Here is a 13132-nt window from a genome sequence, read left to right as displayed (position 1 = left end):
TTGCACATTTTATGATTAAATTTGAAGATAGGATTGGTAGCCTATGAAAAATTTACACAAAAGTCTGTAAAGGGTCCTTGTGTTTCCATCAAAGGAGCCATAAATTTCCACCATTTTTGCATTATTTCCGTTTGAGCTATTTCTTGCCAATGAACTTCATTTTTAACTTCAATATAGCCAAATAGCTGGCTAGTTTCGCGACAAAGAAAAATAGAATAATTTTGTCCTCCATGTGCTTTTATGGCATTTTTAAGTTCCGGCCATATCTCACTATGACGTTTTATGTACTCATCGAATGCTTTAGGAAAAACCTTCATTATTATTGCTTTTCTAATCATTTATAATATCCTATCCATCATTAAATTTTATAACAATTTTTAGCATATAAAATTGCTGTAGGGAAATAGTTCTAAGCTAAAATGTAGAGTAAATATTGTAACTTTTAGCAACAGCCTTCCTGATTTATAATTTAATAGGTTGTAAATTTCCTTAAAGGAAGGTAAACAATACTATACATAACTTAGTATAAGAAATATTAAAAATAGCTAAAGACTTTCTTTATTTCTTATACTATAATAATTAATATTATTTTAAGACAAAAAGTGAATGATTGAATATGTCTAAATTATTGATTCTTATAGATGTACAAAAGGGTTTTGATTGCCCTGAAGCAAGGGATTTGATAAAAGAATTTAATAAATGTTTTTTCTCTTTCGATAATGTATGCTTTGCGATGTTTGAAAATAGAAAAAATTCTTTATTTGAAACACAGCTAAAATGGATGGATTTTCAAAATGAGGAAGATAGACAACTTATCGATGGTATGGAAGTCCCTCGAAATACTCATTTTTCTAATCATCATAATTATACTGTTTATAATGATGAGTTGAAAAGTATAATTGAAAAATTAAAACCGACAAAGATTTATTTAGCTGGTTTATTCTCAGATGTATGTTTACTTAAAACTTCTATGGATATGTTCGATGATGGAATAGTACCATATATTATAAGGGATTTAAGTGGTTCCCCTCATGGAAATGCTGCTAATGATGTAGCCTTAGCTACTATGGAAGAAGCATTAGGGGACGGTCAAGTTATACTAGCTAAAGATATTTGATAGCTTAGTAGATTGCTTTTATTTAACAACACATAAGTGAATTGAATTATAATGTCCAAATTATTAATTATTGTAGATATGCAAAAGGGATTTGATTATATAAATCCAAACAGTTTGGCAAAAACTTTTAATAATATTAGCAAAACTTTTGATGACGTTTGTTTTGCTATGTTTGAAAATCAACTAGAATCTCTATTTGAAACTAAATTGAAATGGAAAGATTTTCAGAATGAAGAAGATAAATCTTTAATTAATGATATTGACGTGCCAGAAAAAGCAAAGTTTATCTGGCATTCTACATATACTGTTTATACTAAAGAGCTAAAGGAATTAATCTCGAAACTGAACAATCCAGAGATATATATTGCGGGACTATTTTCTAATGTATGTTTAATCAAATTAGCAATGGATATGTTCGATGATGGAATAGTACCATACATTATAAAAGATTTGAGTAGATCAAATTCTACAGATGGAGTACATGATGTTGCTTTTGCAACTATGAAAATGGCTATAGGTCCAGATAGAATAATAACAACTAAAGAGATTATTTAACATGCATTATATTTATCAGTTACTTGTTGCCTTATTAAAAGATTATCAAACATCTTTAGAAACAGTAGCAGCTATTTGTGGAGTGTTAAGTGTATATTTTTCTTATAAAAGAAATATATTAGTTTATGTGGCTAGTTTTATCTCTTCTATAATTTATGTTTGCTTGCTATATACTTGGCAATTGTTTGGAGATATGTTGCTTAATCTTTATTATTTAATTACTGCTATAATAGGGTTCTATTTATGGATGCGACATCTCGAAGGCGATAGTAAAGTACAAGTATATGTTACTAAAGCAACTAAGCATCAGATTAAAATTTCCATTTATATAGGTGTGGCTACACTTATTGTTACTCCTTTTCTTTATGCTTTACAAAAACAAGTGTCGGTACTTAATTTGCCAGCCTACTCTTATGTTGACTCATTTGTAACAGCAATCTCTTTTGCTGGGATTTATTTATTAATCAAAAGGGTGATAGAAAATTGGTATTTATGGGCATTGGCGGATATTATCTCAGTGCCTTTATTTATATACAAAGGGTATAATATTACAGCTCTTCAATATGCTATATTCTTGGTATTGGTGTATTACGGGTGGAAAGAATGGCTTCGAGACTTTAAGCAAAACAGTTCTGAAAATGAGAAAGTCACAAGTTAACTATCTGATGAGTTATTAATAATTTTAGACCAGAGATTATAAAGCAATAAGTATACTTTTAAAATAAATTATAAGAGTTTTTTGCTGGTGTTTATATTGAGTATTAATATTTTTTATTTTAGTGTATAGCTATTATAGTTTAATAAGACCTTTATGATAACTCAAAATGATATAGCTAATAGGCTTAATATATCTAGAGCAACAGTATATAGAGCGTTGCGAGATGATAGGAATATCAATCCAGAAACTAAAGAAAAGGTTTTAAATTTAATAAAAGAGCTAGGTTATAATAAAAATATAATAGGAAGCTCTTTAGCTAGAAAAAAAAACAAGAAAATATATGCTTTTATTATAAAGTCACATAATGAAAACTATTATGCAGATATTAAAAAAGGTTTGATGAATGGCTATGAAGAGCTTAAAGTCTACAATATTTCAATTAATATTATTGAAACTAATATAAATGAGCCCGAAGAGCAGATTAATCAACTTAGAAAAGTAATAGAGCGAGCATCACCTGATGGGATTATAATAATACCTCAATTAAAGAAAAAAATTGAACGAATAATAGAGTCAAATCCTAAAATAAAATTTATAGCATTAGATGCTGAGATTAATGAAGATATTGTTAGTATTGGTAGTGATTATATCAAAGCAGGTAAAGTTTCTGCTAATATTCTTGCTCCGTTACTTAGAGATAATGAAAAAGTTCTTATTTTAAAAACAAGAAGTGACGAAATATCTTCTAATGACTATTTATTGGGCTTTTATTTGGAAGCAAAAGCTCAAAGCTTAAATATGGTAGGGCCTATTTTTATTGAAAATATTTTAGAAAATATAGACTTAATTATAAGTAAGTATCTTAAAGACGGTGTCATAGCAATCTATAGTAATCGCTATTTATCAAAAGTTATAGAAGCTATAAATAATCGACGACCTGATATTAAGCTATTTGCTGTTACAAGGGGGATGAATGCAGCTATTTATAATCTCATCTCTAAAGGGAAAATACTTGCGACAGTTAGAGAAAATCATACTAGGCAAAGTTATTTAGCTATGAAGAAAATGTTTTTTTTATTACATGAGGATATAGGTAACAATAATGGTGATATACTACATCAAATTGTTGGAGCTAAAATTATTTTTAAATCAAACTTAGAATAGCATCTTCTTTTAAAACTTATAAAACATTTCCATCAATTATTTGTTTTCTAGAAATATAATAAAGTTATATGAAAGTAATTTTTCTTTGGCCTATAAAATATTGCTATGAAAAAGGTTGAAGATAGACTGTTGTTTAAAATAGTATTTATTTAAGATTAATTTTTTCTAAAAAGTTTATGGAAAGCAATTTAAAAAACTTATGGGATGATGAATACGCTAAAAACCTATCGGAGGCTGAGTTACTTCAATATAGATCAAACTTATTAGGTTCTGATCTACGAATTACAAATTATGGTGGTGGGAATACTTCTGCTAAAATTTTACAAGAAGACCCTTTAACTCAGAAAAATGAGAATATCTTATGGGTAAAAGGATCTGGTGGCGATCTTGGGTCAATTAAGCTTGATGGATTTTCAACTTTATATTTAGATAAATTAGAGCAGTTAAAAAAACTTTATCGAGGTTTAGAAAATGAAGATGAAATGGTTGGATACTTGCCTCATTGTACTTTTAATTTAAATCCTCGTGCTGCTAGTATTGATACTCCATTGCATGCGTTTATACCATATACACATGTAGATCATATGCACCCAGATGCTGTTATTTCTATAGCTTGTACTATTAATAGTGAAGAACTCACAGAAAAGATATTTGGTGGAGAGCTTGGTTGGTTGCCTTGGCAGCGTCCTGGATTTGATTTAGGCTTAAAGCTAGAAGAGTTATCTAAAGCACAACCACATTTAAAGGGGATTGTTCTTGAAGGGCATGGATTATTTACCTGGGGGGATACTTCTAAATCGTGCTATTTTAATACTCTTGATATCATACAAAAATCTGCAGATTGGCTAGCTAAGAATAATACTAAACCAGCCTTTGGTGGAGCTAAATATAAGCAAAATCTTTCGATATTAGAGAGAGAAAATATTGTCGCTGCAATTATGCCTTTATTACGGGGTAAAATTACAGGTAATCAGTCCAAGATTGGTCATTATAATAGCTCACAAGAAGTATTAGAATTTGTTAATTCTAAAGATTTAGATAAATTGGCTGCTTTGGGAACATCTTGTCCAGATCACTTTCTACGTACTAAGATATGTCCTTTAGTAATAGATTTTGATCCATCGGACGATTTGGATAAATCTCTAATAAAAACTACCGAAAAATTAGATGCTCAGCTGGATGCATATCGTGAGAATTATCAAGCTTACTATAATCGATGTAAACATGAGAACTCTCCTGCAATGAGAGATCCTAATGCGGTAGTTTATTTAATACCAGGTGTTGGTATGATTACTTTTGCTAAAGATAAAGCAACGGCACGTATTGCGGGAGAATTTTATGTAAATGCAATAAATGTTATTAGAGAGGCTAATGGTGTTAGTGAGTATCAAGGATTAGATGAGCAAGAAGCATTTGATATTGAGTATTGGTTATTAGAAGAAGCAAAATTAAAGCGTATGCCTCCTCCTAAAATACTCTCTGGTAAGATTGCATTTATTACAGGAGGTGCTGGAGGTATTGGTCGTGCAACTGCTGAGCGCCTTTTGAAAGAAGGGGCTTGTGTAGTATTAGCCGATATTGATGAAAATTCACTTAAAAAAGTTCAAGATAGTTTATCTCTAAAGTACGGATATGATCAGGTGAGGTCTGTAGCATGCGATGTTACAAGAGAGTCTGATATTGTCAATGCTAATAAATATGCTGTACAGGAATATGGTGGATTAGATATTTTAGTTTGTAACGCAGGTATTGCTAGCTCATCAGCACTTGAGGATACGACACTTGATATGTGGAACCATAATATGGATATTTTAAGCACAGGATATTTTCTGACAGTAAGAGAAGGCTTTAAAGTGCTTAAAAAACAAAATGTTGGTGGTTCTATTGTATTTATCGCAAGTAAGAATGGCTTAGTAGCATCACCTAATGCATCTGCTTACTGTACTGCTAAAGCAGCTGAGATACAGCTTTCTAGAGCTGTTGCATTAGAAGGTGCGCCACTTGGTATACGTTGTAATGTGGTTAATCCAGATGCTGTGTTAAGAGGATCAAAAATTTGGAGTGGTAAATGGAGAGAAGAGCGTGCTTCAGCTTATCATCTAAAAGATGAAGAGTTAGAAGAACATTATAGAAACCGTAGTTTATTAAAACGTAATGTCTTTCCTGAAGATATTGCGGAGGCAACTTATTTCTTAGTTTCTGACTTATCAGCTAAATCAACTGGAAATATCTTAAATGTAGATGCTGGACACGCACCATCATTTACTAGGTAGTTATATTTTACTTTACTAATTTACTAAAAGGGATTTTTATGAGCAATTTATTTAACCAAGACTTTATCCAAGAGCAAAATAAACCTTTCCTAGAAGATTTGGAACAAAGGTTTAATCAACTAGGAGCTCAGTTGGCCAAACAAAATATTGATATTAATACTATTTTAGAAAAAGCTAAATCATTTTCTATTGCAGTTCCTAGTTGGGGAGTTGGAACTGGAGGGACACGTTTTGCTCGTTTTCCTGGGGTAGCAGAGCCACGTAATATTTTCGAAAAACTTGAAGACTGCAGTGTTATTAACCAGTTAACGCAGTGCACTAGTAAAGTATCTCCACACTTTCCTTGGGATGTTGTTGATGATATGAAAGCTTTAAAAGAATATGCTGATGATTTGGGTCTTGGGTTTGATTCGGTAAACTCCAATACATTTCAAGATTATGATACAACAAACAAAATCTCATATAAATATGGCAGCTTAACTCATACTAGCAAAGATGTAAGAGATGCAGCAGTAGAGTTTAATATAAAGTGTATAGAGTATGGTAAAACATTAGGTAGTGATGCTTTAACAGTTTGGGTAGGTGATGGGTCTAACTTCCCAGGCCAGCAGCATTTTTCGAGGTCTTTATCTCGATATCTAGATAGTGCTAAGCAAATATATCAAGCACTACCTGAAGATTGGCATATACTAATTGAGCATAAAATGTTTGAACCTTCGTTCTATTCTACAGTTATCCAAGATTGGGGGACTAGTATACTTTGTGCTCAAACGTTAGGGGATAAGGCAAAATGTCTGGTTGATTTAGGTCACCATGCACCTAATGTTAATATTGAGATGATTGTATCTCGTTTAGCTCAGTTTAATAAACTGGGAGGATTTCATTTTAATGATAGTAAATATGGTGATGATGATCTAGATAGTGGCTCACTACACCCATATCAGCAATTTTTAATATTTAATGAATTAATAGATTCAGAGTATTTAAATGATAATGCTAATCATCCTAGTTATATGCTTGATCAATCACATAATGTAACAGACCCTATTGAAAGTTTAATGATATCTGCCGATAGTGTTCAAAGATCATATTTACAGGCTCTATTAATTGATCGTGAGGCTTTATACCATTACCAAGAAAATAATGATGCAATTATGGCAAGCCAAACGCTTAAGTCAGCTTTTAATATAGATGTAACACCTATTTTACAAAAAGCTAGATTAGAAAAAAATGGCGCTATCAATTTAGTTCAAACATATAGAGCTAGAAATTATAAAAGCTCTATAGCATCAAAGCGTCCACCATTATCTGCTCAAGCAGGTAGTGGAATTGTTTAATCTTTGAGTGGTCTTTAAACTATGAAGTATTACGCTATTTTAGATATTGGTAAAACACATGTTAAATTTCAAGTGCTTAATGACTTGTATGATACGGTTTTTGATGTAAGTAGAAAAAATAAAATAATACAACAAGAGCCTTATCCTCATACCGATATTGAAAGTATATGGACATGGTTTGTTATTCAGCTAAAGCAAATATCTGCATTATATAATATTTCAGCAATAAATATCTCAGCACATGGAGCAACAGCAGCTGTAGTAGATAGCGATAGTGAATATGGTACTTCAGGGTTATTATTACCGATAATGGACTATGAGTGGGAAGGAGTATGTATTTATGATAAAGAGTATAATCAAATTAGACCAGCTTTTGATGAAACATGTAGTCCTAATTTACCAGCAGGGCTAAATTTAGGTAAACAACTATTCTTTTTGCAGAAAAAATACTCCGAAAAATTAAATAGTAATACTACTATTTTATTATATCCGCAATATTGGTCATGGCGTATGACAGGGAAACTAGTATCTGAGATTACATCATTAGGATGTCATACTGATTTATGGGATATTCAAGCAAATGATTTTTCAAGTCTTGTAAAAAAAATGGGATGGAGAAAGTACTTTGCGAAATTACATAGGGCAAATGAACCTTTGGGCTATGTATCAAAAGAGTTTTCAGATGAAACAGGAATTAGTCAAGAGTGTTTCGTCTTTTCAGGCTTACATGATAGTAATGCAAGTTATCTAAGATATATGGATACTTACGGAAAAGTGAAAGAAACAATTATCTCAACAGGCACTTGGATAGTTAGTTTTTCACCTTATTCATCAGTTGATCAAATTTGTGAAGAGCGTGATACTTTAGTAAATATTGATATCCATGGTAGAGCCATATGTTGTGCTAGATTTATGGGGGGCAGAGAGTTTGAGCAAATATGTAAAATTCTGTCATCATTGCCTAGTGCTAAGGTATCAGAGATAGATATACAGACAATAATTAATCAAAATATTATGGCCTTGCCAAATTTTAGTAAAGGTTGTGGACCATTTCCTAAGAGAGAACCAGAGATTATAGGTGCTCCTACTAATGGTACAGCACTAGCAATTTTATATATTGCATTGATGATTAACTATGAGTTAGAGCTTCTTCAAAGTAAAAACGACGTTATTATAGAAGGAGCTTTTGCTAAGAATTCATTACTTTGTAGAATTATAGCTCAACTTCAAAAAGATATTAAAATTTCTGTTTCTACAGATTTAACTGGAGCCGTATCAGGGGCAGCAAGTTTATGTATTCGTAATAAGACTTCAGATACTTCTCACTTAGTCAAAACATATATTAGTGAACCAACTAGTTTGAATGGGTTATCAGAATACTATTCGCAATGGAAAACAAAAGCATGTGGGTCATAAGGGGTTAAAATGGAAAAAAAGAATAATCTTAAGAAAGCTACTATTGCAATAGTAGCATCTAACTATTTAGAATCAGGAGCAATTGTTGCTGGAGCTGCAGGTTTATCTTTGTGGGTGAATTATCTACATATCAGTGATATTTGGACTGGCTTACTTGGTGCTTTAAGTGCTAATGGTTTTGGGGCAGCAATTGGCGCGCTTTTTAGTGGTTATTTGATTGATCATTTTGGTCGAAAATTTATTTATAAATATGATTTGCTTATATACATGTTAGGTATTTTGTTGATTATGTTTGCTCACTCATTTGCGATGTTGTTAACTGGGTATGTTATTGTTGGTATTTCAGTTGGAGCTTTAATCCCCGCGGGTTGGACCTATATTGCTGAAGAAGCACCTAATGATAAAAGAGCAGCTCAAGTTGGATGGAGTCAGTTTGCCTGGTCAGCGGGACCTGCAATTACATTATTTTTATCAGTTCTAGTAGCACCATTAGGATTACTTGGCAGTCGAATTGTTTTCGCTCATTTATTTGTTATAGCTATAATTACCTGGATATTACAGCAACAGTTAGCTGAATCAAAAATATGGTCAGACCAGCAACTTAAGCAGCAATCTAAAGAAAATCATTTATCTTTTGTTACATCGCTTAGAGAGTTGTTTACATTGATGGTTAATATTAAGGCGTTCTTTTTTCTTATAGGTATTTATTTCTTTTGGAATTTAGTTGCAGGTACAATGGGATATTTTATGCCTTATATATATCAAAAGATAGGTGGACTATCTAATGGGTATGCAAATTTACTTCAAGGAGGCCTATGGATTTTCACTGTTATTTCAACTTATGTAGTTTTTATTAGATTAGGAGATAAAATAAAGCGCAAAGTATTATTCGCTATTAGTTCAGTTATGGGAATCATAGCCTGGGCAATATTAGCTTATGGTGGAATGGGTACAAGTGAGTTAATACTATTTATAGTCTTTTGGGGTATTGCTGCTGGATTTAGTGCTCAAGCATTTTATGCATTATTCGCAAATGAGCTTTTTCATACTAAATATCGCGCACAAGCTCAGGGCTTGATGTTTTGTGTTGTACGAGCAGGAGTAGGATTGATTTCATTTGTAGTTCCTTTAATGATATCTGACTTAGGATTTGAAATATCAGGAACTATAATGATTTTCTTTTTAGCTGTTAGTTTTGTTATAGGAGCTGTTATGATTCCAAAAACAAGAGGGCGTTCACTAAGGTCTTTAGAAAAAGAACGTTATGGAGAATAGTGCATTAATTTCTTTGAAAGAAATAATGTTTAATGATTTAATTAAAAATCTAAGCTAGTAGCTACTAGAAAATTATATTAACATAAGGTGAGTTTCATGATTATTTCCTCTCCATCTGACTATCGTAAAGCAGCTAAAAGAAAACTTCCGCGTTTTCTTTTTGATTATATCGATGGCGGTGCAAATATAGAACAAACATTGCGATCTAATGTGTCAGATTTATCTAAGATTAAACTAAGACAAAGAGTCTTAAAAAATGTTAAGGACTTGAGTCTAAAAACATCTCTATTTGGTCAAGATCTTTCAATGCCAATTATATTGGCTCCTGTGGGACTAAGTGGGATGTATGCACGTAGGGGTGAGATTCAACTGGCTAAAGCGGCTAAAAATAGTGGTATTGATTTAATACAATCTACAGTTTCAGTATGCTCAATTGAGGAAGTAACTTCGACATTAACAGAGCCTGCATGGTTTCAACTTTATGTGCTTAAAGATCGTAACTTTATGAAAAATATGTTACAGCGAGCACAGGATTTAGGTATTACAAAGTTAGTCTTTACTGTAGATATGCCAACACCTGGGACACGATATCGAGATGCACATTCTGGTATGTCAGGTAAGTTTTCTTCTCAAAAAAGAATATTACAAGCTTGTATGCATCCTTCATGGGCTTTTGATGTTGGACTATTTGGTAGGCCTCATGATTTAGGAAATATATCAACATATTTTGGTAGGAAAATAAACCTTAAAGATTATATTGGCTGGTTAACCAAAAATTTTGATCCTTCGATTTGTTGGGATGATTTGGAATGGATAAGAGATTTTTGGAAAGGATCATTAATTATAAAAGGAATCTTAGATCCTGAAGATGCAAAAAGTGCTGTGAAGATAGGTGCTGATGGGATTGTTGTTTCAAACCATGGAGGTCGTCAGCTTGATGGAGTGGCTTCATCAGTAGAAGCTTTACCAAAGATAGCTGATACTATAGGAGATGACTTGACAATATTAGTAGATTCTGGAGTACGTTCAGGTTTAGATGTGGTGCGTATGTTAGCATTAGGAGCAAAAGGGGTATTACTTGGACGTTCTGCAACTTATGCTTTAGCTGCAAAAGGTCAATCTGGCGTTGAGAATTTGTTAAATATATATGCTCAAGAAATGAAGGTTGCAATGACTCTAACAGGAGTAACTAATATTAACCAATTAAATAGAGAAAATTTAGATATATAAAACATTTATTTAATATAAAAAATATTCACAAGAGTTTCTTTAATCAAAAAGTTTTTGCTATAGTAAATATATCAATTAATAGAACTATATGCTTTTAATGAAAAAAATATTTGTAGTATTTTTGTCTGTGATAATGTTATTACCTAGTTTATCAATTATTGCAGCACCTGTACCTAGTGGTTATGATTTTATTCCTATTCAAGAGGAAATGCAGATTGCTCAACCTGTTGTACAGAAACATGGAATGGTTTCATCACAAGAAGCTCTAGCTAGTGTAGTTGGGCTGCAAATACTCAAACAAGGTGGTAATGCTGTAGATGCTGCTGTTGCTGTTGGTTTTGCTCTAGCTGTTACATTACCAAGAGCAGGCAATCTTGGGGGTGGAGGCTTTATGCTAATACACTTAAAAGATAAGCATAAAAATATAGCAATAAATTATCGTGAAAAAGCTCCTTCTAAGGCTACTAAAGATATGTTTCTTAATAAAAAAGGAGAGGTGGATTATAGTAAAGTCTCTGGATCTTATAGTGCGTCAGGAGTTCCAGGTACAGTGGCAGGGTTAATTGATGCACAGCAGAAATATGGTAAATTAACACTTGCTCAAGTAATCGCCCCAGCTATTAAATTAGCAAAATATGGTATTCCAGTGAGCTATGATTTACATCAATCATTAGCAACTGCTAGACCATGGTTGAAAAAGTCTCCTGATGCAATGAGAATTTTCTATAAGAAAAACGGCTCTGCATACAAAGTTGGAGAGACACTAAAACAGCCAGAGCTTGCTCATAGTTTAGAGTTAATTGCAAAGCATGGTAAAAAAGCTTTTTATGAAGGAGAAATAGCTCATAAAATAGCCAAAAGTATGGCAAAAAATGGTGGCTTGATTACTTTAAAAGATCTTAAAAACTATAATGTTGAAGAGATGAAACCAGTTAAGGGCACGTATAGAGGTTATACTATCTATTCTATGCCTCCTCCAAGCTCTGGAGGAGTAGTTTTGATTGAGCTTCTAAATATATTAGAAAACTTCCCATTAGCTGATTATGGTAATAATAGTGCCAAAACTATAAACCTTATGAGTAATGCTATGAGCTATGCTTATAATGATCGTAATGCAGATCTTGGTGATCCAGACTTTGTAAAAATGGATTTAGCTAAGTTTTTATCTAAAAAATATGCTAAGCAGATAGCTAAGAAAATAGATACAGATAAACATATTCCTAGTAAAGATATTAGCACGGTTGATCCTGATGATCATGAAAAATTACAAACTACACAATTTAGTGTTATAGATAAAGATGGCAATATGGTTTCAAATACTTATACATTAAATTACTCTTATGGTAGCGGTATTATCGCACCAGGCACAGGCATATTCTTAAATAATGAAATGGATGATTTTGCAGCTAAAGTTGGAGTAGCTAACGTATTTGGACTGGTGCAAGGTGAAGCTAATACTGTAGCTCCTAATAAGCGACCTTTAAGCTCAATGACGCCAACTATAGTATTGGATAAAAAGGGTAATCCATTCTTAGCCACTGGCTCACCTGGAGGTAGTCGTATCATCACAACAGTCCTTCAAGTAATTCTAAATCTAGTTGATTATAATATAAATCTACAATCAGCAGTTAATAACCCTCGCATACATAGTCAACTATGGCCAGAAGAGTTAGGTGTGGAACAGGGAATATCTGTAGATACAATTAATTTACTTAAAAAAATGGGTAATAATGTTGTGCCATATGCTGCTATGGGCGCTGCTGAATCGGTAGGCTCTGATGGTGAATATGTATATGGTGCTGCAGATCCACGTCGAGCAAGTGCTTTGGCTATAGGGTATTAAAAATATTGATTATTTTTTTATATAACATTTAAAAATTATTGGCCAAGTTACTGTATATACCTTAGAAAGTTCACCCCAAGATTGTTTAAACTTATCATAAAACCCAAATTCTATTATAACCTCAGTTCGATAATTACTTCATGTCTAAATATTTATAATTATTGATTTTAATTGGAGAAATAATAAACGGGTCTTTACAGATAATTGTGTAAATTTTAATTAGGTTATATATTTTAAATATAACAATAAGGGATTTACAGAATG

The 13132-nt window shown here is 32.3% G+C and carries 11 protein-coding genes; 10 read left to right on the top strand and 1 reads right to left on the bottom strand.

Translation table 11 applies throughout. The features are described from left to right. Positions 1 to 41: 41 nt before the first annotated feature. Positions 42 to 338: an L-rhamnose mutarotase gene (gene rhaM, locus AB8E56_RS09630; protein ID WP_329480507.1), complete on the bottom strand. Its 297-nt coding sequence runs from the start codon at positions 336 to 338 to the stop codon at positions 42 to 44. Positions 339 to 616: 278 nt separating this feature from the next. On the opposite strand from rhaM, the gene AB8E56_RS09625 reads away from it, so the two are divergent. The 10 genes from AB8E56_RS09625 to ggt all read left to right on the top strand — a co-directional run bounded on the left by AB8E56_RS09625 (position 617) and on the right by ggt (position 12868). Next, positions 617 to 1117, top strand: coding sequence for an isochorismatase family protein (locus AB8E56_RS09625; protein WP_329480505.1), 501 nt, complete (start codon positions 617 to 619; stop codon positions 1115 to 1117). Positions 1118 to 1168: 51 nt separating this feature from the next. Further along, entirely contained in the window at positions 1169 to 1672 is a 504-nt protein-coding gene (locus AB8E56_RS09620) for an isochorismatase family protein (protein WP_329480503.1), read from the top strand. Between the two features lies 1 nt (position 1673). Beyond that, complete coding sequence (gene pnuC, locus AB8E56_RS09615; protein WP_329480501.1) at positions 1674 to 2330, top strand: nicotinamide riboside transporter PnuC; 657 nt, start codon at positions 1674 to 1676, stop codon at positions 2328 to 2330. 153 nt (positions 2331 to 2483) lie between these two features. Then, entirely contained in the window at positions 2484 to 3494 is a 1011-nt protein-coding gene (locus AB8E56_RS09610; RefSeq protein ID WP_329480499.1) for a LacI family DNA-binding transcriptional regulator, read from the top strand. A 176-nt stretch (positions 3495 to 3670) separates the two neighbouring features. Next, positions 3671 to 5767: a bifunctional rhamnulose-1-phosphate aldolase/short-chain dehydrogenase gene (locus AB8E56_RS09605; protein ID WP_329480497.1), complete on the top strand. Its 2097-nt coding sequence runs from the start codon at positions 3671 to 3673 to the stop codon at positions 5765 to 5767. Between the two features lie 38 nt (positions 5768 to 5805). After that, positions 5806 to 7104, top strand: a complete 1299-nt coding sequence (locus AB8E56_RS09600) for a TIM barrel protein (RefSeq protein WP_329480495.1) — start codon at positions 5806 to 5808, stop codon at positions 7102 to 7104. Positions 7105 to 7125: 21 nt separating this feature from the next. Continuing rightward, the gene (locus tag AB8E56_RS09595; RefSeq protein WP_329480493.1) at positions 7126 to 8520 is read left to right on the top strand and encodes an FGGY family carbohydrate kinase; all 1395 of its coding nucleotides are present in this window, start codon (positions 7126 to 7128) and stop codon (positions 8518 to 8520) included. A gap of 9 nt (positions 8521 to 8529) precedes the next feature. After that, entirely contained in the window at positions 8530 to 9795 is a 1266-nt protein-coding gene (locus AB8E56_RS09590; protein WP_329480491.1) for an MFS transporter, read from the top strand. A 96-nt stretch (positions 9796 to 9891) separates the two neighbouring features. Continuing rightward, a complete protein-coding gene (gene lldD / locus AB8E56_RS09585) occupies positions 9892 to 11025 on the top strand; it encodes an FMN-dependent L-lactate dehydrogenase LldD (RefSeq protein ID WP_329480489.1) in 1134 nt (377 codons plus the stop codon). A gap of 97 nt (positions 11026 to 11122) precedes the next feature. Further along, positions 11123 to 12868, top strand: a complete 1746-nt coding sequence (gene ggt, locus AB8E56_RS09580; protein WP_329480487.1) for a gamma-glutamyltransferase — start codon at positions 11123 to 11125, stop codon at positions 12866 to 12868. Positions 12869 to 13132: the final 264 nt, after the last annotated feature.

The organism is Francisella sp. 19X1-34, assembly GCF_041102755.1.
GTDB lineage: Bacteria > Pseudomonadota > Gammaproteobacteria > Francisellales > Francisellaceae > Francisella.
Note: the sequence above shows the minus strand (reverse complement) of the source record. Positions and strands in the feature narration are given on the sequence as shown.

What these genes read in the sequence shown, in the direction of transcription:
- AB8E56_RS09600 (WP_329480495.1), top strand. Translation starts at nt 5,806, where the DNA reads ATGAGCAATTTATTTAACCAAGACTTTATCCAAGAGCAAAATAAACCT.
- AB8E56_RS09595 (WP_329480493.1), top strand. Translation starts at nt 7,126, where the DNA reads ATGAAGTATTACGCTATTTTAGATATTGGTAAAACACATGTTAAATTT.
- pnuC (WP_329480501.1), top strand. Translation starts at nt 1,674, where the DNA reads ATGCATTATATTTATCAGTTACTTGTTGCCTTATTAAAAGATTATCAA.
- AB8E56_RS09590 (WP_329480491.1), top strand. Translation starts at nt 8,530, where the DNA reads ATGGAAAAAAAGAATAATCTTAAGAAAGCTACTATTGCAATAGTAGCA.
- lldD (WP_329480489.1), top strand. Translation starts at nt 9,892, where the DNA reads ATGATTATTTCCTCTCCATCTGACTATCGTAAAGCAGCTAAAAGAAAA.
- AB8E56_RS09620 (WP_329480503.1), top strand. Translation starts at nt 1,169, where the DNA reads ATGTCCAAATTATTAATTATTGTAGATATGCAAAAGGGATTTGATTAT.
- rhaM (WP_329480507.1), bottom strand. Translation starts at nt 338, where the DNA reads ATGATTAGAAAAGCAATAATAATGAAGGTTTTTCCTAAAGCATTCGAT.
- ggt (WP_329480487.1), top strand. Translation starts at nt 11,123, where the DNA reads ATGAAAAAAATATTTGTAGTATTTTTGTCTGTGATAATGTTATTACCT.
- AB8E56_RS09605 (WP_329480497.1), top strand. Translation starts at nt 3,671, where the DNA reads ATGGAAAGCAATTTAAAAAACTTATGGGATGATGAATACGCTAAAAAC.
- AB8E56_RS09610 (WP_329480499.1), top strand. Translation starts at nt 2,484, where the DNA reads ATGATAACTCAAAATGATATAGCTAATAGGCTTAATATATCTAGAGCA.
- AB8E56_RS09625 (WP_329480505.1), top strand. Translation starts at nt 617, where the DNA reads ATGTCTAAATTATTGATTCTTATAGATGTACAAAAGGGTTTTGATTGC.